This window comes from Pseudomonas putida, assembly GCF_028682475.1.
GTDB classification, from domain to species: domain Bacteria; phylum Pseudomonadota; class Gammaproteobacteria; order Pseudomonadales; family Pseudomonadaceae; genus Aquipseudomonas; species Aquipseudomonas putida_AG.
In genome coordinates, this window is sequence record NZ_JANHLE010000014.1 from 105,632 (window position 1) to 131,744 (window position 26,113).

General features: G+C 60.3%; 22 protein-coding genes. 12 read left to right on the forward strand and 10 right to left on the reverse strand.

Annotation, left to right across the window (positions count from 1 at the left end; translation table 11 throughout):
- Positions 1-186: 186 nt before the first annotated feature.
- Positions 187-1,314, reverse strand: coding sequence for a branched-chain amino acid ABC transporter substrate-binding protein (locus NPS47_RS13990; RefSeq protein ID WP_274295492.1), 1,128 nt, complete (start codon positions 1,312-1,314; stop codon positions 187-189).
- A gap of 321 nt (positions 1,315-1,635) precedes the next feature.
- Here NPS47_RS13990 and NPS47_RS13995 point away from each other — a divergent pair, with 321 nt between their 5' ends.
- Positions 1,636-1,941 carry a DUF2288 domain-containing protein gene (locus NPS47_RS13995; protein ID WP_274295493.1) on the forward strand — a complete coding sequence of 102 codons (306 nt, stop codon included), beginning with the start codon at positions 1,636-1,638 and terminating at the stop codon, positions 1,939-1,941.
- A gap of 182 nt (positions 1,942-2,123) precedes the next feature.
- Here NPS47_RS13995 and NPS47_RS14000 read toward each other — a convergent pair whose 3' ends face one another.
- On the reverse strand, positions 2,124-4,307 hold the full coding sequence (locus tag NPS47_RS14000) for a hypothetical protein (protein WP_274295494.1): 2,184 nt from the start codon (positions 4,305-4,307) through the stop codon (positions 2,124-2,126).
- Between the two features lie 199 nt (positions 4,308-4,506).
- On the opposite strand from NPS47_RS14000, the gene NPS47_RS14005 reads away from it, so the two are divergent.
- Positions 4,507-5,394, forward strand: coding sequence for an NAD(P)-dependent oxidoreductase (locus NPS47_RS14005; protein ID WP_274295495.1), 888 nt, complete (start codon positions 4,507-4,509; stop codon positions 5,392-5,394).
- Here NPS47_RS14005 and NPS47_RS14010 read toward each other — a convergent pair.
- Both NPS47_RS14010 and rapA read right to left on the reverse strand, forming a co-directional pair.
- Complete coding sequence (locus tag NPS47_RS14010; RefSeq protein WP_274295496.1) at positions 5,294-7,570, reverse strand: putative bifunctional diguanylate cyclase/phosphodiesterase; 2,277 nt, start codon at positions 7,568-7,570, stop codon at positions 5,294-5,296. The two genes, NPS47_RS14005 and NPS47_RS14010, sit on opposite strands and share 101 nt — an antisense overlap.
- Before the next feature lie 236 nt (positions 7,571-7,806).
- Positions 7,807-10,653, reverse strand: a complete 2,847-nt coding sequence (gene rapA, locus NPS47_RS14015; protein WP_274295497.1) for an RNA polymerase-associated protein RapA — start codon at positions 10,651-10,653, stop codon at positions 7,807-7,809.
- A 203-nt stretch (positions 10,654-10,856) separates the two neighbouring features.
- Between rapA and NPS47_RS14020 the strand changes: the two genes are divergently transcribed.
- The 6 genes from NPS47_RS14020 (at position 10,857) to NPS47_RS14040 (ending at position 14,918) form a co-directional block, all read left to right on the forward strand.
- Entirely contained in the window at positions 10,857-11,186 is a 330-nt protein-coding gene (locus tag NPS47_RS14020; protein WP_274295498.1) for an aspartate-semialdehyde dehydrogenase, read from the forward strand.
- Positions 11,187-11,264: 78 nt separating this feature from the next.
- Positions 11,265-11,426 (forward strand): hypothetical protein, encoded by a 162-nt coding sequence (locus NPS47_RS14025; RefSeq protein ID WP_010221101.1) that lies wholly within the window; start codon positions 11,265-11,267, stop codon positions 11,424-11,426.
- A gap of 134 nt (positions 11,427-11,560) precedes the next feature.
- Positions 11,561-11,677 carry a cytochrome c oxidase subunit CcoM gene (gene ccoM / locus NPS47_RS25645; protein ID WP_038616278.1) on the forward strand — a complete coding sequence of 39 codons (117 nt, stop codon included), beginning with the start codon at positions 11,561-11,563 and terminating at the stop codon, positions 11,675-11,677.
- Positions 11,678-11,855: 178 nt separating this feature from the next.
- Positions 11,856-13,844: an FUSC family protein gene (locus NPS47_RS14030; protein ID WP_274295499.1), complete on the forward strand. Its 1,989-nt coding sequence runs from the start codon at positions 11,856-11,858 to the stop codon at positions 13,842-13,844.
- Positions 13,831-14,037: a DUF1656 domain-containing protein gene (locus tag NPS47_RS14035; protein WP_038607973.1), complete on the forward strand. Its 207-nt coding sequence runs from the start codon at positions 13,831-13,833 to the stop codon at positions 14,035-14,037. The genes NPS47_RS14030 and NPS47_RS14035 overlap by 14 nt, the downstream gene beginning before the upstream one ends.
- 11 nt (positions 14,038-14,048) lie before the next feature.
- Positions 14,049-14,918 (forward strand): efflux RND transporter periplasmic adaptor subunit, encoded by an 870-nt coding sequence (locus NPS47_RS14040; RefSeq protein ID WP_274295500.1) that lies wholly within the window; start codon positions 14,049-14,051, stop codon positions 14,916-14,918.
- On the opposite strand, the gene NPS47_RS14045 is transcribed toward NPS47_RS14040, so the two are convergent.
- Positions 14,919-15,644, reverse strand: a complete 726-nt coding sequence (locus NPS47_RS14045) for an SDR family oxidoreductase (protein ID WP_274295501.1) — start codon at positions 15,642-15,644, stop codon at positions 14,919-14,921.
- A 100-nt stretch (positions 15,645-15,744) separates the two neighbouring features.
- Here NPS47_RS14045 and NPS47_RS14050 point away from each other — a divergent pair, with 100 nt between their 5' ends.
- Positions 15,745-16,533 (forward strand): LysR family transcriptional regulator, encoded by a 789-nt coding sequence (locus tag NPS47_RS14050; protein ID WP_274295502.1) that lies wholly within the window; start codon positions 15,745-15,747, stop codon positions 16,531-16,533.
- Here the strand turns inward: NPS47_RS14050 and NPS47_RS14055 are convergent.
- Positions 16,530-17,288 carry an SDR family NAD(P)-dependent oxidoreductase gene (locus tag NPS47_RS14055; protein ID WP_274295503.1) on the reverse strand — a complete coding sequence of 253 codons (759 nt, stop codon included), beginning with the start codon at positions 17,286-17,288 and terminating at the stop codon, positions 16,530-16,532. The two genes, NPS47_RS14050 and NPS47_RS14055, sit on opposite strands and share 4 nt — an antisense overlap.
- A gap of 122 nt (positions 17,289-17,410) precedes the next feature.
- Between NPS47_RS14055 and NPS47_RS14060 the strand changes: the two genes are divergently transcribed.
- Entirely contained in the window at positions 17,411-18,328 is a 918-nt protein-coding gene (locus NPS47_RS14060) for a LysR family transcriptional regulator (protein ID WP_274295504.1), read from the forward strand.
- Here NPS47_RS14060 and NPS47_RS14065 read toward each other — a convergent pair.
- Positions 18,267-19,481, reverse strand: a complete 1,215-nt coding sequence (locus tag NPS47_RS14065) for a GAF domain-containing sensor histidine kinase (protein WP_274295505.1) — start codon at positions 19,479-19,481, stop codon at positions 18,267-18,269. The genes NPS47_RS14060 and NPS47_RS14065 overlap by 62 nt on opposite strands.
- A 210-nt stretch (positions 19,482-19,691) precedes the next feature.
- Here NPS47_RS14065 and NPS47_RS14070 point away from each other — a divergent pair, with 210 nt between their 5' ends.
- Entirely contained in the window at positions 19,692-20,015 is a 324-nt protein-coding gene (locus tag NPS47_RS14070) for a DUF2025 family protein (protein WP_274295506.1), read from the forward strand.
- A 42-nt stretch (positions 20,016-20,057) separates the two neighbouring features.
- Here the strand turns inward: NPS47_RS14070 and NPS47_RS14075 are convergent, their stop codons facing one another.
- Together NPS47_RS14075 and NPS47_RS14080 are read right to left on the reverse strand one after the other, a co-directional pair.
- Positions 20,058-22,646 carry a bifunctional diguanylate cyclase/phosphodiesterase gene (locus NPS47_RS14075; protein WP_274295507.1) on the reverse strand — a complete coding sequence of 863 codons (2,589 nt, stop codon included), beginning with the start codon at positions 22,644-22,646 and terminating at the stop codon, positions 20,058-20,060.
- A gap of 56 nt (positions 22,647-22,702) precedes the next feature.
- On the reverse strand, positions 22,703-23,779 hold the full coding sequence (locus tag NPS47_RS14080) for a diguanylate cyclase (protein ID WP_274295508.1): 1,077 nt from the start codon (positions 23,777-23,779) through the stop codon (positions 22,703-22,705).
- A gap of 126 nt (positions 23,780-23,905) precedes the next feature.
- Here NPS47_RS14080 and NPS47_RS14085 point away from each other — a divergent pair, with 126 nt between their 5' ends.
- On the forward strand, positions 23,906-25,006 hold the full coding sequence (locus NPS47_RS14085; RefSeq protein ID WP_274295509.1) for an MBL fold metallo-hydrolase: 1,101 nt from the start codon (positions 23,906-23,908) through the stop codon (positions 25,004-25,006).
- A gap of 9 nt (positions 25,007-25,015) precedes the next feature.
- Here NPS47_RS14085 and NPS47_RS14090 read toward each other — a convergent pair whose 3' ends face one another.
- On the reverse strand, positions 25,016-25,906 hold the full coding sequence (locus NPS47_RS14090) for a formate/nitrite transporter family protein (protein WP_274295510.1): 891 nt from the start codon (positions 25,904-25,906) through the stop codon (positions 25,016-25,018).
- Between the last annotated feature and the right edge of the window lie 207 nt (positions 25,907-26,113).

Here is a 26,113-nt window from a genome sequence, read left to right on the forward strand (position 1 = left end):
CTGCCCCCGGCCCGGTCGTGTGGTCTTGAGCCACTTCGACACCGGCAACTGCCAGCGAACCGCTGGTGACGGTTTTAAGATTTTCAGGTGAACCTGCCCCCGGATCGCGGGAGTCAGGCCCATGAACCTCGTAAAACAAAGCCCACTGCTCGCACAGTGGGCTTTTAGTCATGTAGTCACACGGGATTACTGAGGGGAAACTTCGGTTTTAGGTTTGCCGAAATGCCATTCGTAGACCACGAATTTGAAGTCTTTCAGGTCGCCCTTGGCGTCGTACGACAGGTCACCAGTCGGGGTCTTGAAGGTACCGGCGTGGATGGCTGCAGCCACCTTCTCGGTGTCTTCGGACTTGGCCGCTTTGATGCCTTCGGCGATCAGCTCGACAGCGGAGTACGCCGGGAACACGAACGGGCCGCTAGGGTCTTTGCCGTCAGCCTTGATGGCGTCAACGATTGCCTTGTTCGCAGGATCGGCATCGAAAGACTTAGGCAGGGTGACCAGCAGGCCTTCGGAGGCGTTCTGGGCGATCTGCGAGATGGAGTCGTTACCGACACCTTCCGGGCCCATGAACTTGGCTTTCAGGCCTTTTTCCTGGGCTTGGCGCAGGATCAGGCCCAGCTCTGGGTGGTAGCCGCCGTAGTAGACGAAGTCGACGTTGGCTTGCTTGAGCTTCTGGATGATCGAGGAGAAGTCCTTGTCACCGGCGTTCAGGCCTTCGAAGACGGCAACATTGGTGCCTTTGCCTTCCAGGGTCTTCTTGACCGCGGTGGCGATGCCTTCACCGTATTGCTGTTTGTCGTGCAGCACAGCAACCACTTTCGGTTTGACGTGGTCGGCGATGTAGTTGCCGGCGGCCGGGCCCTGGGCGCTGTCCAGACCGATGGTGCGGAAGATCAGTTTGTAGTTACGGGCGGTGATGTCCGGGCTGGTGGCAGCCGGGGTGATCATGATCACGCCTTCGTCTTCATAGATGTCGGAGGCGGGCTGGGTGGAGCTGGAGCACAGGTGGCCGATCACGTATTTAACGCCATCGTTGACCACTTTGTTGGCTACGGCGACGGCCTGTTTAGGGTCGCAGGCATCGTCGTATTCCTTGGCTTCAAGCATCTTGCCATCGACGCCGCCCTTGGCGTTGATGTCTTTGATGGCCTGTTTTGCACCGACGAACTGCATGTCGCCGTATTGAGTAACCGGGCCGGTTTTCGGGCCGGCGATGCCGATCTTGATGGTATCGGCTGCAAACGAATGGCTGGCAACCCCGGCCAGTACCATTGCGGCAAACAGCTTGGAAATCTGCTTAGTAGCCTTACTCATAGTGCTCCACTCATTCTGTTGTAATTTTTATAGTCCTGCGGCCAGCGCTTGAGGACCGGAGTGCTCCGATTTTGCCCTGGCAACTGTACCGGTACAGTGTAGAGCGCTGCTTCGTCGCTTGAAAAGCAGGCCCGCTGGGGCAAATTCGGCGCGTGTCGCTTAATTGACAGAAACTTACAAGAAAGCGGCTTGGTCTTGCCCTGATTCCCGTGGCAATCCTTCGCTTTCAAGTCCTTTTCGATCAATTACTTATTTGAAACCGGGTTTTTCTGCAAAAATACCGACCTCTTACAGTAGTCGAATTATTTCTGGCAGGAACCCATGACTGATCAACCAAGCACCCTCTATGCCAAACTGCTCGGCGAGACCGCAGTAATCGAGTGGAAAGCCCTGGAGCGTTTTTGGGCCAAAGGTGACCTGATTTGGGTCGACGCGAGTCTGGACCTGATCGAAGTGGCCCAGGCAATGGCCGAGAACCGCAGTGAAACCTTCGCTGCATGGCGCAATGCTGGCACTGTTGGCCCGCTGTCTGCCGGGCAGGCGCTAGACCTTCAGAGCCGCGATCCAGAGATCTGGGCGGTGGTGGTTTCGCCGTTTATTGTGATTCAGGAAAAGAAACCAGCCTGAGCGCGCCCCAGATTGGTGCGCGAAAACAAGCAGCGAGGAGATTTTGGTGCGCGGGGCTGTTCAGCGAGGGTGGCTGTTGGTAACAGTTGAGTGTGCTTAACGTTAACGGTAACAGATCGCGGGGCAAGCCCGCTCCCACAGGCTGACCCTGTGGGAGCGGGCTTGCCCCGCGATGCTTCTAATCAGTAATCCACCTTCCCAGTATGACTGTTCAGCGAAATCACCCGGGTCTTGCCGATCCGGTGACGGAAGATTTCGCGCAGGTATTTCACTGCCTTCTTCACGCACTCGCGCGACAGGCGAATGTCGTTGATCGAGACGAACTTGCTCTTGTCGTTGATCAGTTCACGGTACTTCTTCTCGTACATCGGCTTGATCGCATACCAGTTGGTATCGAGGATTTTTGCCGGGTTTTCGAATTCATTGAGCAAATCATCGATGCGTTCTTCATCGAAGGTATCGCTGGTGATGAATTCGAGAATGGCGTTGTCCAGGGTGTCGTCGAAGCGGTACGGGTTGCGCGCAAAGCAGCGTTTGATGAAGGCCACGATCAAGGTCAGGAAGTCGTCCGACAGGCACGGGCTCTTGGCGATCAGGGTGGTCAGCGACAGGTTTGCCGACGCGCCGATTACCAGGGCATAGCGCTTGAGAGTGGTGTTGGGGAACAGGCTGTTGAGGTGGGTTTTGAGCCGGTTCAGGTCCATGTACGACAGCTTGTAGTCCTTGGGCAGGGACACGATCGACACCACCGACGAACAATTCTTGAAGAAATGCAGGTCGTGCAGGGCCGCCGCGTCATAACCGGAGGCCTTGTACTGTTCCAGCGCCGCGCGATAGCGCTTGGATTCGATCGGCAACAGGCTGATGCCCTCGATCGCCTGGGTCACCTTGTTGAAGTGCGGCAGGTCGATGGAGCGGAAGAACAGGTCGTCGATGTTCAGACGCGGCTGGTCCTTCTCGAACACTTTGAATTTATCCGAATTCGGTGACGGCTGTTCCGGTACCACGGACTCTGCGTAGGCAATGGCCACGGGGCCGGCCAGGCTCATGAACAGGTCGTTGGCATCCAGGCGAATGGTTTCGCCGATGTCGATGCCGGCGCGGCGGAAATAGTTCTGGTCGTAGTCGGTGGTCACCGCCTGGGCGGTCAAAATGTTGAAGATCTGCTGGGAGATGTACTGGTTGGCGTGCTTTTCCATGGCATTGACATCAATGTTCTGGATGTTGCCGTCATCATTCTCTTCGGCGTAACGCATGATGTCGTTGGAAATCAGCATCATCGCGTTCCAGGGGCGGATGCGCCCCATGACGCTGGCTTCGCTGCTGTCTTCATTGTCGAAGTTATAGGAGAAGTCCCATTCTTCCGACAGGTACTTGCACAGCAGGCGCCCGGCGTTGATGTGCAAGGCCTCGGACATTTCGCTGCGGTGATCGGAAATGTTCGGCAGCACGCAGATGCCGCTGGTGAAGATCGGTTCGAAGACGAACGAGTGCCCGCTCTTGCCGTCGTTTTCGTCGGCCGGCTTGGTGTCAAAGGTCTTGTTCATGTACGAGTACTGCTGGGCCAGGCCGAACTCCGAGGCCATGCCCGAACCGGTACCACCACCGGCGCTGAAGATGTAGAAGTACAGCCGCGACTGATTGGCCTTGATCCCGCAGGAGTCGATCAGGTACGAGTGGATCAGCTTCCAGTCGGCGCTGGAAAAACGATGAGTTTCCTTGTTGAGGATGATCTTGGCCAGGTACTGGCCGAGGATCGGCGCGTTACCGGCGCCGCCGGCATGGACTTCCGAGAGATCCATGATCTTCATTTTGCTGTAGTCGCGAATGAAGCCGCTTTTTTCACCCTTGCGCGAGAAGCGGATACGGCCGGCAATGTCCTTGTCCAGGTCGCCCAGCATCACCAGCGGCTCAACCAGGAACACCGGCTTGCTGCCCTTGTTCTGCACCAGGCGCAGGTTGTTGCGGATCCAGCGGGCCGGGCTGTAGGTGGGCTCGTTGCCGGGCCGGTCTTCGTTGTTGAATTCGTTGAGGTAGAAGGTGCGGGCGTTGTATACAAGTTCGGCGACATCGAGGGCGATGTTCGAGCCGCAACGGCCCAGGCCAATCAGGCAGACCGACGGGAATTGCTGATCCAGGCGCAGCTGGCTGTCGTCTTCGACGTGGACGCTCGGTGGAAACACCAGATCGCGCAGGCCGTCGAGGTTGTCGAGGATGCGTTGGATGTCGGGCTCGGTGAAATACAGGTACTGCTGCGGGTTAAGTGCTCGCGGGCTGTAGAATTCTCTGGGCCCTGGAGCGCTGAACGCGGGAGTGGGTGAGGTCAGCTCGGAAACCGCGTTGGCAGAAGTAGTCTTGGAGGTCATTTTGCGCCATTTGCCTGGGGGTGGGTGGCTGTTCTAGTAGATATCATAGAGCCATCACTGGATAAGTTTCGCGACTGTATCAGTGCGCATTTGGCGTGAGCGATAGGGGTCTGCCCTAGTGCTCTAGGAGTTTTCCTTGCCACGCCTGCAAACTGAATCGTCCAATCTTTCAACTTCTTTAATCTGCCTGGAGCTGTTCATGAGCACTGCACGTCCTTCATTGGGGTTTGCCGGAATCGGTCTGATGGGATTGCCGATGTGTCGGCGCTTGTTGGCAGCGGGGTATCCGTTGACTGTCTGGAACCGTTCGCCGGACAAGTGTGCCGCGCTGGTCGAGGCGGGCGCGCGTCAGGTAGAGACGCCGGCTGAGCTGTGTCAGGCGGCTGATCTGGTGCTCTTGTGCCTGGCCGATACGGCGGTGGTGCGGGACGTGGTGTTTGGGCCCGAAGGCGTGGCCAGTGGCGCCAAGGCCGGGCAGCTACTGGTGGATTTTTCCAGCCTGGAGCCGACTGCAACCCGGGAGATGGCTGCCGAATTGGCCGCGCTCAGTGGCATGAGCTGGCTCGATGCGCCGGTGTCAGGTGGCACGCCAGGGGCCGAGGCCGGCAGTCTGGCGATCATGGTCGGTGGAGATGCGGTAGACCTTGAGCGCGTGCGCCCGGTGTTGCTGACCCTGGGCCAACGGGTTACCCATATGGGGCCGGTGGGGGCGGGTCAGGTGACCAAGGCCTGCAACCAGATGATCGTGGCCTGCAACGCCCTGGTGATTGCCGAGGTGGTAGCGCTCGCCGAGCAGTCCGGTGTCGATGCCAGCCTTATTGCTGAAGCCCTGGCCGGTGGCTTTGCCGATTCCAGGCCGTTGCAGATTCTGGCACCGCAAATGGCGCAGAGCTGCTTCGAGCCGGTCAAATGGCATGTGCGGACCTTGCTCAAGGATCTGGATACGGCGGTGAAATTCTCGCGCGAGCAGGGCTCGGCAACGCCGGTCAGTGGCCTGGCCGCACAACTGATGCGCCTGCACGCAAGCCAGGGCTATCTGCAAAAAGATCCGGCGACACTGATTGATCTGTACCGGCGTAAGGATTGAAGCTGACCCGCGACGACTCGTCGCGCTGGTCAAGCCGGTTGAGGACGGTGCGCAGCTCACCCATGGGCACGGCGCGGCTAAGCAGATAGCCCTGGACGAAGTCGCAACCCTGCTGCGCGAGGAACTGATACTGCTCGATGGCTTCCACGCCTTCAGTGATCACCTGCAGGTGCAGGGTGTGGGCCATGACGATGATTGCCTGGACAATCTCCATGTCCTGTCGGCTGCGTGGCACATCCTGAATGAAGGAACGATCAATCTTCAGGGTGTCCAGCGGCAGACGTTTGAGATAGGCCAATGATGAGTAGCCAGTGCCGAAGTCATCGATCGACAACGAGACGCCCAGGGCACGAATATCCTTGAGCAGGGCGATGGTGCTGTGAATGTTGCCCATCAGCGCGTTTTCGGTGACTTCCAGTTCCAGCTGGCGGGCTGAGAGGCCTGCCTGCTGCAGGGCGTCCTCGACGTCTCTGGCCAGTTCTTCGCGGCCAAGGGTCAAGGCTGAGCAATTGACCGTGACTTTCAATCTGCCATAACCATGACGATTGAGTTGCGCCAGGTCTTCACAGGCATGACGTAGCACCCACAGGTCAAGGTCGGCGATCAGGCCGTTGGCTTCGGCGATGCCGATGAAACGCTCCGGGCTGAGCAGGCCATGCTGTGGATGTTGCCAGCGCACCAGGGCTTCAAGCTTGGCCACCTGACCGGTATGCAGGTCGAAAATCGGCTGATAGTGAATGCGCAGCCCGCGCTCTTCGAACAGGGCGATGCGCAGCTCTTCTTCCAGTTGCAGTTCCAGCGTGGCGCGGGTCTTGAGGCTGCTGTTGAAGAAATTCAGGCTGTTGCGTCCACAGCCTTTGGACTGATACAGCGCCAGGTCGGCATTCTTGAGCAGTTCATCAGCGCTGCGGCCGTCGTCGGGGAAGATGCTGATACCAATGCTGGTGGTCATGACCATGCGCCGTCCGGCCAGGTCGATCGGCTCTTTCATCTTGTGCATGATGCGCTGGGCGAGTTGCCGGGCCTCTTCGCGGTTGCTCAAGGCGATCAGGATGCAGAACTCGTCACCACCAAAGCGGGCCACCACGTCCTGACTGCGGGTCGCCGCCTTGATATAGCCGGCAATGACTTTGAGCAGTTCATCGCCGGCATCGTGACCAAGGCTGTCGTTGATCCGTTTGAAATGGTCGATATCGAGGAACATCACCGCCAGCAAGCCTTCATTGGTGGTCTGCTCCGCAAGGCGTTCGGCAAACACCTGATTGAAGCCGCGACGGTTGATCAGGTTGGTCAGAGCGTCGTAATGAGCGGCTTGCTGCAACGACACCCGCGCCTGATCCAGCTGGCTGAGCAGAACATTGACCCGGCGCAGGTCGTGCTCCTTGCTTTGCAGCTTCTGGTCGGAGAGGGCGGCACTGATACTGCTGGCGCTGACCAGCAGGGTGATGAAGGCGATTGTCAGGCCCAGCTGCAGGTTATTATCGGCGCCAGGCAGAACCACGACTGCGTCGCTGGGGATGATCAGGGTCATGCCCGCCATGCCGGTGAAATGGGTGGCGAAAATGCCGCCGGCCATCAACAGGCTGGCCGCGTACTTGAGCAACTGATGAAGGGTGCCGCTGCCATAGCGAAAGTAGCGGGCCAGCAACAGGGCCAGTAGGCTGGTGATGATGGCCACTGCAATCGAGGCGGCGAATAGGTCCGGACGATAGAATTGTTCGGCGTTGGAGCGCATCGCCGACATGCCGATGTAATGCATCGCCGCGATACCCAGACCGATGCAGATGGCCGCCTGGAGGAAATGGCGGACACGCAGGTCACTGCGGCCCAGGGTGTTCATCGCCAGCCAGCCGGCCAGCAGCATGACGATCAACGACAAGCCGGTCAGGGCGAAGTCGTAGTGCACCTCAATGGGCGCCTGGAAGGCCAGCATGCTGATGAAATTCAGAGCCCAGACACCACTGGCCAGGCAGCAGGCGCCGAGCAGGCGCCATTGGCGCTGGGCAATGGGTTGTTCTACATGGTTCAGGCGTTCAGCCATGCTCAAGGTGGCGAAGCTGCCTGCGCCAGCGACCAGAAAGGCAAGTACGACCAGGTAAGGGTTGTACTGGCACTCAAGAATCATCTGTCCGCTTGCCGGAAGATCGACGAGCATCTGTAGCCCCAGCCACTCCATAGCCTGCCTCTTCGTCGAGTTTTCACTCGTCCCCCAAAAGCCTGTCTGGAGACTCTTGTGCTGGAGTATAGGAAGAGGGCATTAACCCAGGCGGATTAATGGCACTTTGACTGCTACGATTTGGGTATTAGGGTAATAGCGCAACGTTCTAAAGCATCGCGGGGCAAGCCCGCTCCCACCAGGATTACAACAATCACTGTGGGAGCGGGCTTGCCCCGCGATGAACTGGACCGGATTTACCCAGCGACCAACACCCGGATCGCTTCCAGACGCAGCGCAGCTTTTTCCAGCATCGCCAGGCCTTCCTCACGTTGCTTGCGCACCGCTTCGATCTCGCTGTCGCGCACGCTCGGGTTGACCGCTTGCAACGCGGTCAGGCGCGCCAGCTCTTCGTCGGTTTCCGCCGCCAGACGACGCTGGGCTTCGGCAACGCGTTCGGCGTGGCGCGGCATGATCTTGGCTTCACCACTGTTGATCCGTGGCGTCAGCACATCGCGCTGGGCCTGGATGAACTTGTTGGCACTGGCCTTTGGCACGCTTTCGAGCTGGTCGTTGAGGGTTTCGAACGATACCCGCGAGGCCAGATCGTTGCCGTTGGTGTCGAGCAGGCAGCGCAGTGCTGCCGGTGGCAGGTAACGGCCCAGTTGCAGGGCGCGCGGAGCAACCACTTCGCTGACGTACAGCAGTTCGAGCAGCACGGTGCCAGGCTTGAGTGCCTTGTTCTTGATCAATGCCACCGCGGTGTTGCCCATCGAACCGGACAGCACCAGGTCCATGCCGCCCTGGACCATCGGGTGCTCCCAGGTAATGAACTGCATGTCTTCGCGCGACAGCGCCTGGTTGCGGTCGTAGGTGATGGTGACACCTTCGTCGTCGCCCAGCGGGAAGCTGGCGTCGAGCATTTTTTCGCTCGGCTTGAGGATCAGGGCGTTTTCCGAATGGTCTTCGCTGTCGATGCCAAAGGCGTCGAACAGGGTTTCCATGTAGATCGGCAGGGCGAACTGATCGTCTTGCTCAAGGATCGCCTCGACCAGGGCCTGACCTTCGCCTGCACCGCCGGAGTTGAGCTCCAGCAGGCGGTCGCGACCGCTATGCAGCTCGGCTTCCAGGCGCTCACGCTCGGCGCGGGCTTCATCGACCAGCACCTGCCATTCACCGTCGTCACCACTTTCGAGCAGTGGCAGCAGGCGCGGGCCGAACTGATGTTGCAGGGCGTTACCGGTCGGGCAGGTGGCGAGGAAGGCGTTCAGCGCCTGGTCGTACCATTGGAACAGGCGCTCTTGCGGGCTGTTCTGCAGGTACGGTACGTGCAGTTCGATGGTGTGCTTCTGGCCGATACGGTCGAGACGACCGATACGCTGCTCGAGCAGGTCAGGGTGGGCAGGCAGGTCGAACAGCACCAGATGGTGGGCGAACTGGAAGTTGCGGCCTTCACTGCCGATTTCCGAGCAGATCAGCACCTGCGCGCCGAATTCTTCATCAGCGAAGTAGGCGGCGGCGCGGTCACGTTCGAGGATGCTCATGCCCTCATGGAAAACCGTGGCCGGAATCCCGGAGCGTACGCGCAGGGCGTCTTCCAGGTCCATGGCGGTTTCGGCGTGAGCGCAGATCACCAGAACCTTGACCCGCTTGAGCATCTTCAGGGTGTCGATCAGCCAGTCGACCCGTGGGTCGAAGCGCCACCAGCGTTCTTCTTCGTCAGTGTCGCCTTGAGACTGGAATGCTACCTCAGGGTACAGTTCGGCGTGTTCACCAACCGGCAGCTCCATGTATTGATCGGGGCTTGGCAGCGGATAAGGGTGCAGATTACGTTCCGGGAAGCCCTGAACGGCGGCACGGGTGTTGCGGAACAGTACCCGGCCGGTACCGTGGCGATCGAGCAGTTCGCGAATCAGACGCGCGCTGGCCTGGGTGTCGCCGTCGTTGACAGCGGCGAGCAGGGCTTCGCCTTCGGCACCGAGGAAGCCTTCGATGGTGGCATGGGCTTTGGCCGACAGGCGACCTTCGTCCAGTAGCTCCTGTACCGCTTCGGCGACCGGGCGATAGTGCTCGCTCTCGGCGCGGAAGGCTGCCAGGTCATGGAAACGGTTCGGATCGAGCAGGCGCAGGCGTGCGAAGTGGCTGTCCTGGCCCAGCTGTTCAGGCGTCGCGGTCAGCAGCAGGACGCCAGGAATGACCTGGGCCAGTTGCTCGACCAGGCCATACTCAGGGCTGACCTGCTCTTCATGCCAGACCAGGTGATGCGCTTCGTCGACCACCAACAGGTCCCAGCCAGCGGCGAACAGCGCGTCCTGGGCCTTTTCGTCTTCGGTCAGCCATTCCAGGGCGACCAGCGCCAACTGGGCATCTTCGAAGGGGTTGCTGGCGTCGCTCTCGATAAAGCGCTCGGCGTCGAACAGCGCTACCTGCAGGTTGAAGCGGCGGCGCATTTCTACCAGCCACTGGTGCTGCAAGTTCTCCGGCACCAGGATCAGCACACGGCTGGCACGGCCCGAGAGCAACTGACGGTGAATCACCAGGCCGGCTTCGATGGTCTTGCCCAGGCCCACTTCATCGGCCAGCAGTACCCGTGGGGCAATACGGTCGGCGACTTCGCGGGCAATGTGCAGCTGGTGGGCGATGGGCTGCGCACGGGTGCCGCCCAGGCCCCACAGCGCGGACTGCAACTGGCGGCTGGTGTGTTCCAGGGTGTTGTAGCGCAGCGAGAACCACGACAACGGGTCGATCTGTCCGGCGAACAGACGGTCGCTGGCCAGACGGAACTGGATGAAGTTCGACAGTTGCGTTTCCGGCAGCGTGCAGGCCTGGTTCTGCCCATCGAGGCCATGGTAGACCAGCAGGCCGTCGACATCATCGACCTCGCGAACGGTCAGCTTCCAGCCTTCGAAATGGGTGATCTGGTCGCCAGGCGAGAAGCGCACCCGGGTCAGGGGCGCATTGCGCAGGGAGTACTGGCGGGTGTCGCCAGTGGCCGGGTAGAGCACGGTCAACAAGCGGCCGTCCTGTGCCAGAACGGTCCCCAGACCTAGCTCGGCTTCGCTGTCGCTGATCCAGCGTTGCCCCGGTTGATACTGCTGCGCCATACTGCCTGACTCCCGCTTTGAAAAGCCGACTATCTTAACGGATAGGACTGTGCAGACCAAAGAGTCTAGCAATATCAGCGACAAAAACCGTTGCCGCTATACTTCGGGCCAGTGGTTGTTGCGATAAGCCCCTCATATTCTTGCTTGCCGGCTCAAGGCCTCTGTTGCCTGGCCGACACAGTGGCGACAGGAGATCTTCCCCCATGCTGCCGCCCATCATTCCGCTCAGCGCTGCACCCGTGACATCACAACTGGACCCGGTCAAACCGACCCCCGACATCAAGCCGGTGGTGCCTGCGCAGCCAACGTCCAGTGAGGGGGCGATCGATCTCAAGCATCGAGACCCGGAAAAATCGGCGCTATTGCTGCGTGAAGAGCAGCGCCGCCAGCACGGGCGACGCCAGTCAGACAGAGATGCTGAACTCTATCAACCGTTGCCAGGGGATGAAGTCAACGCTGACAACACCGTGCCTGTCGCACCATTGATGGGCGAACAGCCTCGCCAGGGGTTGTTGGTGGATATTGAAGTCTGAAGCGCAGTCCTCTGACTGGTCAGCGCAGGCAACAGCCTTCATTATGGCAGCATCGCAGTCCGCTTCCTGAGTCAGACCATGAGCCAAGATGACAACCTGATCGACCTCGGCGCCGAACGCGCCCGGCGCGTCCACGACCTCAATGAAAAACGCCTGAACGAAGTGCGCCAGGCGTTCGAACAGGCCATGCCGCTGGGCAAGGCCAAGAAAAAGCCCAAGGGCAAACCCAAGAAACGTTGAAAACTTGATGCAGGTCAAGCCTGCACCCGCCTTGCGCGCCCGGTTCCGGGCGCTATTGACCTCGGTCAATTTCCTTTCGCCCTCCATTGGTTACCTTGAGCCCATCAGACAGGTGCAGGCAAATGGAGGCCGACATGTTCTTCGATAATGTGGTTATCGCTGGAGTCATTACAGTCGGCCTGATGCTGCTGTTCTTTGTCGGATTCGGAATTTTCATCTGGAAGGACTCGAACAAGCGCAAACAGCGCTGATTCTTCCGGTACACGAGCACGCAAGGCATTTAGGGCGACTTCGGTCGCCCATTTTTTTGTCCGCAAGAAACCTTTCAGCTGCACTGGACTTTTATTAGTTAGCTAGCTAATAATCTGTTCCTGATTCTTTCACCTCTTCCTGTCTATGGTTACAACACAGTCAGCCAAGGTTCGTCCCGTGCCCATCACTTTGCAGGCCCTGTTGGCGCCGAACAAACTCGCCGTGCAATTTGCCATCAAGACCTTGCTGGGCGGTGGCCTGGCCCTGTGGCTGGCACTGCGCTGGGGGCTGGAGCAACCGGCCTGGGCCCTGATGACGGCGTTTATCGTTGCCCAGCCACTGTCTGGCATGGTTTTGCAAAAGGGCCTGGCGCGTCTGTTCGGCACCCTGGTCGGCACGGCCATGTCGGTAGTGTTCATGGGGCTGTTCGCGCAGACACCCTGGTTGTTCCTGTTGGCTTTGGCGCTGTGGCTGGCCTTGTGCACTGCTGGTTCGACCATGCTGCGCAGCGCCTGGGCCTATTCGTTCGTGCTGGCCGGTTACACCGTGGCGATCATTGCCTTGCCAGCGATCAATCATCCGCTGGCAGTGTTCGACCAGGCGGTGGCGCGCTGTACCGAGATCTGCCTGGGGATTGTCTGCGCTACGGTGACCAGCGCGTTGCTCTGGCCCATGCGCGTTGAACAACAGCTAGGCGGGCAGGCGCGCCAGGCCTGGCTCAGTGGCTTGCAGGCGGCCAGTGCGACCCTGACCGGTGAAGCTCAGGCACGCAAGGGCTTGCTGGAAATCCTCGGGCGCATCGTTGCCGTTGACGCTCAGCGTGAACATGCCTGGTTCGAGGGGCGTCTTGGCCGAGAGCGTGCCAGGGCAATCCGCGGTTTGAGTCAGAAATTGCTGGTCCTCCTGCGCATCGCCCGTTCGGTGCGGCGTCAGTGGCAGCAATTGGACGAGGCCCAGGCGCGGCATCTGCAGCCCTGGCTCGACGATGTGCATGATGCCCTGGCCGCACCCGACCAGGCCGGATTGCTGCTCCTGCGTCAACGGGTCTGGGATGCTGCACATGATGAGCGCATCAGCTCGGCCGAACATTATTGTCTGGCGCGTCTGACCTTGCTGCTGGACAACGCCATGGCTGCGACCCAGGCCTTGCGGGCGGTAGAGGAGGGCAAGGCACCGGCGGATGTTCCCGACAGCCTGGCCGCGCACCGCGATCTGCCGCTGGCACTGTTGTTCGGTTCGCGTAGTGCCCTGGCATTCCTGGCCATGGCCAGTTTCTGGCTGGCCACTGCCTGGACGGCGGCCCCGGGTGGCTTGGTGCTGACCTGTGTGGTCTGCAGCCTGTTTGCCAGCCGTGAGAACGGCGCGCAGATTGGTATGAGCTTCTTGCGCGGGATCCTGCTGGCCATACCCGTGGCGTTTGTGGTCGGGCAGATCCTGCTGCCACAGTGGAGCGGTTTTCCCATGCTCTGCATGGCCATGGGCGTGCCGTTGTTCTTTGGTGCGCTGGGCATGGCCAACCCGCGTATCGGTGCCACGGCGACGTCCTACTGCCTGCACTTCATTGTCTTGGTGGCGCCGCTCAATGCCATGAGCTTTGAGGTTGCGACTTTTCTCAACAGTGCCCAGGCCATGTTGATCGGCGTGGGGGCGGCAGTGTTGGCGTTCAAGCTGTTGGTACTGCGCAATCCTGCGTGGCATGGTCGCCGTCTGCGTGCTGCAACCCAGAGTGACCTGGTGCGCTTGACCCGCCGCGAGCTGCGCGGCGCCGATACCTGGTTCGGTGGCCGCATGGCCGACCGTTTGTTGCAGCTGGCGCGGCATTACGCAGCATTGACCGAGCAGGAGCGCGGCCGTTGGGACGATGGCGTACATGGCCTGGATATCGGTGATGAGCTGTTGCACCTGCGCCACTGCCTGGCCGTTGCCAAGGCGCCGCTGGCAGGTGCCGAACGCGCGTATCTACAGCAACTGGAAGCCGTGCTCGCGCGTGGCCCTGCGCCGGGCAGAGGCGAGCGTCTGGATGCCGCCAGTGCCGCGTTCATCGACGCCCTGCAACGCCAGCCGCCCAGTGATCCGCTGCGCCTGGCGGTGGGGGCGGTGTTGCAGTTGCAGCGCAGTTGGGGCAAATGGTGCCGTCGACAGGAGGAAATTCATGGGCTTGCGTGAGTGGGCGTTGGGCGGTGTGTTGCTCAGCCCTTTTTTGATTTACGTGGTGTTGGCCCTGGTGCTGACCGCTGCGGTTCGCCTGCTGCTGCGCCTGACCCCGTTGGGGCGCTGGGTCTGGCATGAGGCGTTGTTCGACTGCGCATTGTTCATTTGTGTATTGACCCTGGTAACCCTGGGACTTGGGCCTTTGTAAGGAGAGTGACCATGCGTGCATTGCTACGTATCGCAGTAACCTTGTGCCTGGTGGCAGTGGCGGTGTTTGCCGGCTGGAAACTCTGGCAGTACTACATGCTCACCCCATGGACCCGCGATGCGAAAATCCGCGCCGACGTGGTGATCATTGCCCCGGACGTGTCGGGCTGGGTGCGCGAACTCAAGGTGCATGACAACCAGCAGGTCAAGGCCGGCGAACTGCTCATGTCGATCGACCGCGATCGCTTCGAGGCGGCGCTGGAGAAGGCCAACGCGGTGGCCGAAACCCGCCAGCAGCAGTTGCGTCTGCGCGAGCATGAAGCCTCGCGGCGCGCGGCCCTCGGGCCGCAGGCGATCAGCGCCGAACTGCGTGAGAACGCGCAGATCAACGCTGCAGTGGCCCGGGGCGAATTGCGCCAGGCCCAGGCCGAGGTCAAAGCAGCGGAGATCAACCTGGCGCGCAGCCAGCTCAAGGCCCCGCGCGATGGCCACATCACCAACCTGCGCCTGGCCGAGGGTAACTACGTTAATGCCGGGCAGCCGGTGATGGCCTTGATTGACGATTCAACCTTCTACGTCCAGGCGTATTTCGAAGAAACCAAACTGCCACGCATCCGTGTCGGCGACCCGGTCAAGGTCTGGTTGATGAGCGCCGGCGAGCCCATGCAGGGGCATGTTGAAAGCATCAGTCGCGGGATCACTGACCGTAACGCCAATCCCGACAGTCAGTTGCTCGCTGAAGTCGAGCCAACCTTCAACTGGGTGCGCCTGGCCCAGCGCATTCCGGTGCGGATCAAACTGGACCAGGTTCCCGACGGTGTGACCTTGAGCGCAGGCATGACCGCCAGCGTGCAGGTGCGTGAAGACCAGGTGCAGCGCTGATCAAGGCTCCTGGCGCGTAGCGGCCAGGACGATTTCGCGGATGCACACATGTTGCGGTTGCTGGTAGGCATAGGCGATAGCGCCAGCAACATCCTCGGCGCTGAGCACCTGGCCGCCCATTTCGGCTTTCCAGGCCTGATAGCCGTCCTTGATCCCGGCATCAGTGGTATGACCAAGCAGTTCGGTTTCCACCGCGCCCGGAGCGATAGTCACCACCCGCACATTGTGGGCCGCGACTTCTTCGCGCAGGTTCTCGGAAATGCCATGCACGGCGAACTTGGTGCCGACATAGGCCACATGGTTGGGGAAAGTCTTGCGTCCGGCCACCGAGCTGATATTGATGATCGTGCCCTGGCGCCGCTCGATCATGCTGCCTACAAGGGCATGGATACCATTGAGCAGCCCTTTGACGTTGACGTCGAGCATCTGCTCCCACTGATCGGGGGCCTGCTCGTGCATCTGCCCCAACAGCATCACGCCAGCATTGTTGACCAGTGCATCGGCCGGGCCATAGAGGCTTTCAGCTTCTTTCACTGCCGCGACAAAGGCCCCGCGGTCACTGACATCCACGGCACGGCACAGGCAGTTCGGCAGGGCCAGGGCTTGCATTCGTTCCAGGCGACGGGCCAGTAGTAACAATGGATGCCCCGCTTTCGACAGCAGGCGTGCAGTCGCTTCGCCGATACCCGAACTGGCGCCAGTGATGATAATCAGTGGTTTGCGCATGGTGGTCTCCAAGACATAATTGATTTCAATGGCTCAAGTTTATTGGCTTGGATTTGTTCTGAAAAACGGCTTATTTCTCTCGCTGACATCGGAATTTCCTATGGATATCCGCCATCTCAAGGCGTTTCTTGCGGTGTTCGAGGCGCGCAACATCACCTCGGCCGCGAATCGGCTGTGCGTTGCCCAACCGACCTTATCGGTCACCATCCGCCAGCTCGAAGAGGAGCTGGGTGTCACGCTATTCCTGCGTCAGGCGCGCGGTGTCGCGGTCAGTGAACAGGCCCGGCAGTTATACCCACAGGCACAACGCCTGGTAGCTGAAGCGCAGGCCTTGAGCCGACGTTTCCGCGAGGGGCAGGACCGCCTGCCGCTGCAACTGGGTGTAGAAGCAGATATCGCCGCCAGTCAGGTTGAGGCATTTGTCCGCTTGGCCATTCAGGCTGTCCCCTCTGTACAACTGACCCTGCTCGACGGTTGTGTCGGCGATGCGCGGCTTGGGGTCGAAGCCTTGTGCTGTGAGGATGAGCTGTTCCTGGCGCTCTGGGAGGAGCCTTTCGTGTTTGCCATGGCCACTGGCAGTAGCACGACTGACCGCTGGATCACCTGTCCGCAGCACGTTTCCCATCAACGCCTGCTCGCGTTCTATGGCAATGGCGAGCAAGTCGGGCAGGCCGGTTCCCTGCAGCAGGCCGTACCGATGGTTGCCGCAGGGTTGGGGGCAGCGTTGTTGCCACAGTCGCTGGTCGAGCGCCATCCCGGGCTGCAGTGGCGCCCTTGGCAAGGTTCGGCACTGACCCGCCGGGTTGGGCTATGTTTTGCTGCTCAGGCCCTGCAACTGCCTGTTCTGGCACAACTGCATCAGGCCTTGGGCGGCGTGCAGGTCGCTTAAAGGAACATACCGCCCGACACTTCCAGACGCTGGCCATTGATCCAGCCGCCACCCTCGCCGAGCAGCAGTGCAACCGCCGCGCCGATGTCATCCGGCAAGCCCACCCGACCCAGAGCGGTATTGCTGGCGATAAAGTCGTTGACGTCAGCGTTGTCGCGGACCACGCCACCACCAAAATCGGTCTCGATAGCGCCCGGGGCGAGGATGTTGACGCGAATGCCCCGTGCACCCAGTTCCTTGGCCTGATAGCGGGTCAGCACTTCCATGGCCCCTTTCATCGCGGCATAGGCTGCATAGCCGGGCAGGGCGAAGCGGGTCAGGCCGGTGGAAATATTGACGATCCGGCCCTGGTCGGCGATCAATGGCAGCAACCGTTGAGTCAGGAAAAACGGCCCCTTGAGCTGGATATTGCACAGCTGGTCGAACTGCAACTCAGTGGTTTCGCTGAACGCTGCGTTGATGCCAATACCGGCATTGTTGACCAGAAAATCCAGCTGCTCGCGGCCAAACACCGACTTGAGGGTTTGGCGCAGTTGCGCGGCAAAGCTTTCGAAGCTGGCACTGTCGCTGACATCCAGTGCCAGCATCGCGGCGCGCACACCTGCTTGTTGCAGCGACTGCAGCAGCGCCTGGGCTTCCTCAGCCTTGCTGTGGTAAGTGCCGATAATGTCGATACCCTGGGCCGCCAGGTGTTGCGCGGTGTTTTTGCCCAGGCCGCGGCTGGCGCCGGTGATCAATGCGATTTTCCGATTCATGCGCTGTACCTCGGGGTGAGAGGGGAGAAGTCGAAGAAAGTCTATTGGTCGGCTGACTGCTGATAAATCCGCAGAATTCGGAAATACTGGTCGTTACTAGCGAACAATCGAGCCTGCCCCCCATGAACAAGCTGGAGTTGCTGCGGACCTTTGTCCGGGTCAGCGAACTGTCGAGTTTTACCTTGGCCGGGGAGAGTCTGGGGTTACCGCGATCAACAGTCTCCGAGCAGATCCGGGCCCTGGAAAGCCTGCTCGGTACGCGGTTGTTGAACCGCACCACGCGGCGGGTCCAGGCCACTCAGGACGGCTTGCACCTGTACGAGCGTAGCAAAGACCTGTTATCGCGCATGGATGAGATCGAAGGCCTGTTCCACAGTGAAAAAGCCGCGCTTGTCGGGCGCTTGCGGGTCGATCTTCCGACTTTGATGGCGCGGCGCATCATCTTGCCCAATCTGCCGCAGTTCATTGATTGCCACCCGGGGATCGAGCTGGAGATCAGTTGCACGGATCGGCAGGTCGACCTGCTGCGCGAAGGGTTCGACTGTGTGCTGCGCATCGGCACCTTGAGTGACCTGGACCTGATCGCGCGGCCGTTGGGCTGTCTCGCTCAAATCAATTGCGCCAGCCCACGCTATTTACAGCGTTATGGCGTGCCCAGGAATCTGGCAGATCTGCATCACCACCAGTTGATCCACTATGTGAAAAACCTGGGCAGTCGTAGCCCGGGGTTCGAGTACTTGCAAGCCGGTGCCTTGCAGGTGCAGCCGATGGCCGGGACAGTGACCGTAAACAGTACCGAGGCTTACGAAAGTGCCTGCGTGGCCGGGCTCGGTCTGATTCAGGCACCCGCGGCAGGGCTGCAAGGGTATCTGGAACGCGGCGAACTGGTGGCGCTGCTGGCGGATTTCGTTCCGCCGCCGATGCCGGTGTCCTTGCTCTATGCCAGACAACAGCATGTGCCGCCGCGCCTGCGCGCATTCATGGATTGGCTGGCGGCGTTGCTTGAACCTCGTCTGGACCCAGCGGCAGGCGGAAACTGAACAAGGTCCCGGCTTCCTGGCTTGAGATCACCTCCATTCGCCCGCCATGGGCCAGGGCAATCTGGTTGGCGATGTACAGGCCCAGCCCCAGGCCGGAGTGCACCGTGTCGTTCAGTGGGTGAGAAAACGGTTGGAACAGCTGCGCCAGCACCTGCGGGGCAATCGGGTCGCCAAGGTTATGCACCCCGAGCACGAAGGCCCGATCACGAATCTGCGCACTGACATCTACGGGCTTGTCCTGAGCACCGTGCGTCAGCGCATTTGCAATCAGGTTGGAGAGTAACTGGGTAACCCGCTCGCGATCACAATGGACACCACTCAAGTCGCCAATCTGCAGATTGATCTGCCGCTGCGGGTGGACCCGTTGCAGTTCCGCGGCGACGTGTCTGAGGGCATCGCCCAGGTCCGGACAAGGTTGGATAGTGACGGTGATGCCATTACCCAGTCTCCCACGGGCAAAGTCCAGAACATCACGCACCAGCTGTGTGGCGCGTCGACCGCTGGTGAGGATGTGCTGGGCAATGGTCCGGCTTTTTTCATCCTGCAAGCGTTGGCTCAAGAGTTCGGCCCCAGCAGTGATCGCAAACAACGGGTTACGCAGGTCATGGCCGAGCACGGCAATGAACTGTTCACGCAGCTCGGCCATGGCCCGTTCCTTTTGCAGGGCCTGCTCGGTTTTCTGGGCGTTTTCCTCGCTTTCGATCTGGATCGACAGCAAGCGGGCGAAGGACTCCATCATCGGCTGGATGGCACTGCCCTTGAGCGCTGCGGGAAGGGGATCGAGGGCACAGATCGTGCCGAAAAAACTGCCATCGGTACGAAACACCGGTACCGAAATGTAGCTTTCGAACGAGTAGATACGCGGCGCGGAATGGTTGCAGTACCGCTCGTCTTCGCTGGCCTTGTCGATCACGATGGTCTGATGACTGCCGCGAACTTCGTGGCACAGGGTCGTGTACAGCTCCAGCTCGCCCCCTACCTTGAGGCCAAAACCCAAGTTGTCGAGCACGGCACAGGCGGTCCAGGTGTTTTCGCTGACCCGGGCCACCGCGGCAAATCGCATGCCGGTGGATTCACAGATCACCTGCAAGATAGCCGGCACGGCATTGATCCGGCCAATCGTGGCGATATCGGAGGTAATGGCGTTGTTCATCGATCATTCACGGTAGCTGTCGACTTGAACAATCAGTGTGGGTCAAGTCTGGCGAGCCGGCCTGGATCGGTCGAAAAAATCCATACCCGCCGGCCAGGTTTTTCCATTAACCTTGGGCCTCGAGTCGCTCCAGCAGAGAGCGGCCACAACCGCCCCGCGTGCCAATCCCTTTCGTCCTGCGTCCTTGTGGATGCTTCAGTGAGGTTTGACATGCACATCACATCACAGGATATCTGTGCCGCCGCCGACCAGCTCAAGGGCTTTGTCGGATTCCACCGCAAGCTGGGCAAACACATTGTGCGCTTCAGCGAAGACTCCTTCGGCATGGACGTCGCCGATGACAGCATCACGCCCAGCAGCGAATTCGTCTGGCAGGACGGCGAGGGTGAGGTCATGACCCTGAGCCGCGCATTGATCGAAATTCTTCTGGCGCAAAATGTCGATGAGCGACTCAATGTCAGTGAGCCATTGCGGGTTTACCTGCGTCGCCGCGACCTGCCGGAGATTGCCGCGCAACGGCGCCTGCGCGCGTAATCCCGGTAGGAGCGGGCTTGCCCCGCGATTGCGGTCTGCCAGCTATACCGCATCGCGGGGCAAGCCCGCTCCCACAGGATGGCGCAACAGTTGTTCGAAGGCTTGCTTGTCGACCGGCTTGCTCAGGTAGAAACCCTGGACTTCGTGGCATTTTTCCTTGCTCAGGGCCTTGAGTTGCTGCTCGGTTTCCACACCCTCGGCGGTAACCGTCAGGCCCAAGGCCTTGCCCAGGTTGATGATCGCCTGGACGACGGCGCGGTCATTACCGTCACTGTTCAGCCCGGCAATGAAGCGCTTGTCGATCTTGATGCTGTCGAAGGGGTAAGTGCGCAGGTAGCCCAGCGACGAATAGCCAGTGCCGAAGTCATCCATGTTCAGCCGCACCCCCAGCTCCTTGAGCGCAGTCATGGTGCCCAGCGCACCTTCGATATCGTTGAGCATGACGTTCTCGGTAATCTCCAGCTCCAGACGCTGGGCGGGAAAACCGGTGTCAACGAGGATCTTGTAGACATCGCTGACCACATCGCTACGGGAAAACTGTGCGGGCGACAGATTGACCGAGACCAACAGGTCTTGCGGCCAGCTGCGTGCAGTCTCGCAGGCCTCGCGCAGCACCCAGCGCCCCAGCGGCACGATCAGGTCGGTCTGTTCGGCCAATGGGATGAAGGTGTCCGGCCCCAGCAGGCCCTCGACTGGATGCTGCCAGCGCACCAGCGCTTCGACCGAAACGATTTGCAAGGTCTCCAGGCGATAGCGCGGTTGATAGTGGAGGACGAACTCGTTGTTCTTCAGCGCTTTGCGCAAGTCGCTTTCCAGCTGGCGGCGGTGCTGGATCTGCTCGTTCATCTGCGGTGAAAAGTAGCGCCAGGTGTTTTTGCCATCGGCCTTGGCCTGGTACAGGGCGATATCGGCGCAGCGGATCAGCTCGCCGGCATCAAAACCCTGCAGCCGGGTCTGGGCAACACCCAGGCTGGCGCCGACGTGCAGAATCTGCTCCTCGAAGTGAATCGGCTGGTGCAGGTTGTCGATCAGGCGTGCGCAAAAGCGGTCGATTTCGTTACGGCTGTCCATGCCGTTCATGACCAGGACGAACTCATCTCCGCCCAGGCGCGCCACCAGGTCACCGTCACGGGTCGATTCGCGCAGGCGGGTGGCGATTTCCAGCAGCACCGCATCCCCGGCGGCATGGCCGAGGGAGTCGTTGATCGGCTTGAAGCTGTCCAGGTCCAGCAGCAACAAGGTCAAGGGCACGGCGTCCTGGCCTTTGAGCAGCGCCTGTTCGAGAAAGCGTGACAGCTTGTTGCGGTTGGCAAGCCCGGTCAGCGCATCGTGCATGGACAGGTGCTGGATGCGGGCGTGGGCTGCCACTTCATCGGTGATGTCACTGGCGGTGCCGCGAAAACCGGCGAGTTTGCCTTTGATCATGATCGAGCGCGCCGACACTCGGCAAAAACGCAGCTGACCGTTCTGGTCGCGATAGCTGCAACGCAGATTGGCCAATTGCCCCGGATCGGAATCGGCCTGACTGTCGAGCCACAGCGTCAGGGGGGTGGTTTCGCAACTGAGCAATTGATTGATCGGCTGCCCTAGCCAGTCTACGGTGCTGAATCCCGTCACTGCGACAAAACGCTGGGACAGGTAGCTCAGGCGATGGTGGCGGTCGGTTTCCCAGATCCAGTCCGAGGCGGCCTCGGCTACTGCCCGGAAGCGCTGTTCGCTGGCTTCCAGGGCCAGGTTGCTGGCCTGCAGTCGCTGCAAGGTACCGTCGATTTCCCCCGAAGTACGCAAGGCGTAGCGGAAGAAGTAGACCATCAGCAGGCCGAGCACCAGCATGGCGCCAAGCAGCGGCGGCAGTACCGCCCAGAGCAACTGATCACCCGGGCGCGGTGTAAGCCACTCCAGACGGTAACCGGTAGTGCCCAGAGGCAAGCTCGACTCGTCGGCCGCCAAGGTCCCGGTTTTCTCGATGCGCATCCCCGTCAATCCAGCGCCTGCGCTCAGATTGGCCAGTTTTTCCGGGGTTAACTGGTCGACGAAGATCATTACCGAAGTGGTTTGCGGGTCAATGCCCAGCTCTTCATCGTCAGGCCGGATGGCGGCGGCCACCAGCACTGCCGGCCAGCCATTGAACAATATGTACCGGGTGATCTGCTGGCGTTCGGCGGCGACGTTCCGTGCCTGGGCAATGATCGGTGCCAGCGCGTCATCTATATAGGTGCTGGCCGGTGCGCTGCTGAGCTGGCCTTTGAACAAGGCGTACTTGGTGCTGTGGTCATCGACCACGAACACCCCTTCAAAGCCGCTGGCGGTGTACAACGAGTCACCGACGTTCTCTTCTTCATGGGTCCACTTCAGGTCCGCAGCGCCATTGAGGTGTTCATAGGCGGCATCCCATACGGCATAGCTGGAGAGAAACTGACGGGCTGCTTCAAGCCGTTGCTCCAGTGCTTTGTGCGCGTAGAAGCTGCTTTTCTCTCGCTCGTCGGCGTTGAGCGAGGTGGCAATGTTGAACAGGGACCCGAGCGCTATCAGGCAGGCCAGGGCAAACAGCGCGGCGATGCTGGCGATGAGTTTGCGCGTTTGCAGGCTGGGGGGCGGGCTGGCAGACGAAACCTCGACGATCCTGTCCATACGCATCCTGATCCTTGGTGAGTTGCATCCCGGCGGCTGCGCCGCAGGGCGAACGTTCAATCAGGATAGGCCAGCTTCAGCGCGGTGAGGTCCGGTTGGGCGAAATTGACCTGGTTGCGTCCGCTTTTCTTCGCCGCATACAGGGCTTTGTCGGCTTCGTTGAGCCAGTCCTGGGCGTCAGTCAGACCGTCGCGGTAACTGGCAAGGCCGATGCTCAAGCTGATCCGCAGTTCCGGCAATTGTGGATTGCGGTAGCTGCCGACCCGCTCGCGCAGGCGCTCCATGGCCAGGTTGGCGTGCTCCAGCGAGGTGTTGGGCAGGATCAGGCAGAATTCGTCGCCGCCATAGCGACCGGCCAGATCGTCCTCGCGCAGGCCGAGTTTGAGCTCGTTGCTGAGCTGACTCAGTACACAGTCGCCGACGACATGTCCGTAGGTATCGTTGATGGCTTTGAAGTGATCGATGTCGATAAGCGCGATCACCGCCTGGCAATGGTGTTGCTGGCAGGTCTGGAACTTGAGCTGCAGCAGGTCTTTCCAAGAACCGTGATTGAGCAGGCCGGTCAGGCTGTCGGTCCGGCTCAGGGCGCTGAGGCTGCGTTTGTGTTCAGCGAGTTTCATCGCCAGCCGGTAGCAGACCCAGCCGACCGCCATGGGGTAAAGGGTCAGCATCGGCAGGCAGGCATAGACTTGCTGGGGCGTTGCCTGCAATTGCAGGGCGGCACCAAACAACGCAATCGCCAGCCCTGCACCCAGGGCCTGGACACCGAGCCCCTTGAGGAACAGACGCTGGCCGCCAGCGGCAAAATTGTTCATCGCCATCATTGCCAGGATGGTCACGCTGGGCAGCGGATTGAACTGCATCGCAGCGGTCCAGAATCCGCCCATCATCGAGTCGAGCAGCAAGTTGCGGTACTCGGCGTGATAGGGGGCGGTCGCGCGGCGAGCCAGTTGGAAGGCCAGATGTGGCCAGATCAGCCCGTTGAACAGTAGCAGGCCCCAGACCCACGGCGGCATCTGCAGGGTAGAAATGCCGGCCATGACGCTGAGCATGCCGATGCCCAGGCCGAAAATGCGCGGCAGGTATATTCTTCTGACAAATGAAAGTCCCTTGCCGCTTTTATTATCCATCATGGTTGCTGGTCTGTTCCGGGACGCCGTTTATCGCATAAAACGTGTGAGTATTGTTGAACAATCGAAGGCCATTGAAAAATGGCCTTACAAGCCATTTCACGAGTGATGCAGCCACCTTGGGGTACCATGAAACCAGCCCTTATCCTTGGAGTGCTTCTGCTCATGGCCCCTTTGGTCCCCAAGGCCGGTGAACCGGCGCAGCGCCAGGATGGGCGATACCACAACCAGCAGGCTTTGCCGCAGGACAGCGTGTTCAAAAAACTGCGCATCGGCTTCAAGTTCCTGTTCCTTGGCAAACCGCCGCAAACCCGGCCGGATGTGGAAATTCCCGTGCAGCCCCTGAGCCGTCAGCAATTGATCGAGGCGCCGGATCGCAGCCTGTGGCGTCTGGGGCACTCCACGGTACTGCTGAAGCTGCACGAGCGCTTCTTCATCACCGACCCGGTGTTTGCCGAACGCGCCTCGCCGGTGCAATGGGCCGGTCCCCAGCGCTTTCACCAACCGCCACTCAAGCTTGAAGAACTTCCGCCGCTGACCGCAGTGATCCTCTCTCACGATCACTATGATCACCTCGATGAACAGGCGATACGCCAGCTGACCGATCGGGCCGAGTATTTTCTGGCGCCGATGGGCGTTGGCGACCTGTTGATCGAGTGGGGGGTTCCGGCGACCAAAGTTCGCCAGCTGAACTGGTGGCAGGAAACCGAGGTCGAGGGCATCCGCTTCGTTGCCACCCCGGCGCAGCATTTTTCCGGACGTGGGCTGTTCGACAGCAACAGCACCCTGTGGGCGTCCTGGGTGATCCTGGAGGAGAGCCTGCGACTGTTCTTCAGCGGCGACACCGGCTATTTCGATGGTTTCAAACAGATTGGCGAGCAATATGGCCCGTTCGATGTAACCCTGATCGAAACCGGCGCCTACAACCTTGAGTGGCCCAACGTGCACATGCAGCCCGAGCAAAGCCTGCAGGCGCATAAAGACTTGCGTGGGCGCTGGCTGCTGCCGGTGCATAACGGCACCTTCGATCTTTCGGTTCACAGCTGGCATGAGCCGTTCGATCGTATTCTGGCCTTGGCCAATGCAGCGCAGGTGTCGCTCAGTACCCCGCAGATGGGCGAGCGGGTCAGCCTCGATCAGCCCCATAGCGGACCGGCCTGGTGGTTGCCCAAGCCGGCGCGCCAACCGCATTCGGCTGGCGAGCGGGTGATGGCGCTCAAGGAGTTGTAAGGGCGCGGGTTACTTCTGCGGACGGGCGCGGGGTTTTTCCTTGTCCGCTGCCGGTAGTCTGGAAGGGGGCTTGCCGCTGTCGCTGCGTACTTGGGCATGGCTGATCAGGGCAAAGATAAAGCTGCCACCGATGATGTTGCCAACCAGGGTGGGGGCGGCGAAGTCCAGCCAGAATACGTGCCAGCTGACCTCGCCGGCCCAGGCGAGGTAGGAGACTTCCACCGAGCCTACGACGATATGGGTGAAATCGCCTAGGGCCATCAGGTAGGTGATCATCAGGATAATCCAGATCTTGGCGTGCTCCATTGAGGGGATCATCCAGACCATGGTGGCGATCATCCAGCCAGAGATGATGCCTTTGGCGAACATCTGGCTCAGGTCGTTCTCCATCACCTTGCGACCGACATCGAGAAAGGCTTCGTCGGTCTTGCTGTCGAAAATCGGCAGATTGAGCATCACGTAGGACACCAATATAGTGCCGGCCAGATTACCGAGCAGCACCACAGACCATAAACGCAGCAGACGCCCGAGGTTGTTCAGCGTCGGGTCGGTCATGACGGGCAGCACCGCAGTCAGGGTGTTTTCGGTGAACAGTTGCTGGCGAGCCAGAATCACCGCCAGAAAGCCGGCCGAATAGCCAAGGCTGGCAATCACCTGGCTGCTTTCGCTTTCTGGCAGTCGCGCATAGAACAACCCCATGGCCATCATCGACAGCCCCATGCTCAACCCGGCGGCCAGCGCCGACCACCAGAGGGCGGCGAGGGTGCGCTCCAGCTCCTGATCACCCTGGTAGCGAATGATCTCGTGCAACACGGCGGCGCGGGGCGGTTGGTTCTGACTGACTTCCTGCTCTTCATCCGCCGACAGGCCCGGGGTTTTGTTGCTTTCGGTCTCGCTCATGGCAGTGGCTCACATGGGGTGCCTCTACTACAGAGCAGTGCCGGACCCGTTTAGTTGCCTGCCGGCGGTGGATTGGTTGAAGTACCTATATATAGCCATCTGAAACTAATTTGAAATAAGTCCTTGACGCCCCGTTTAATCTCTCTATAATTCGCCCCACTTCCGGCGCAGTCGGAACGGAAAACTCCTTGAGATTCAACGAGTTAT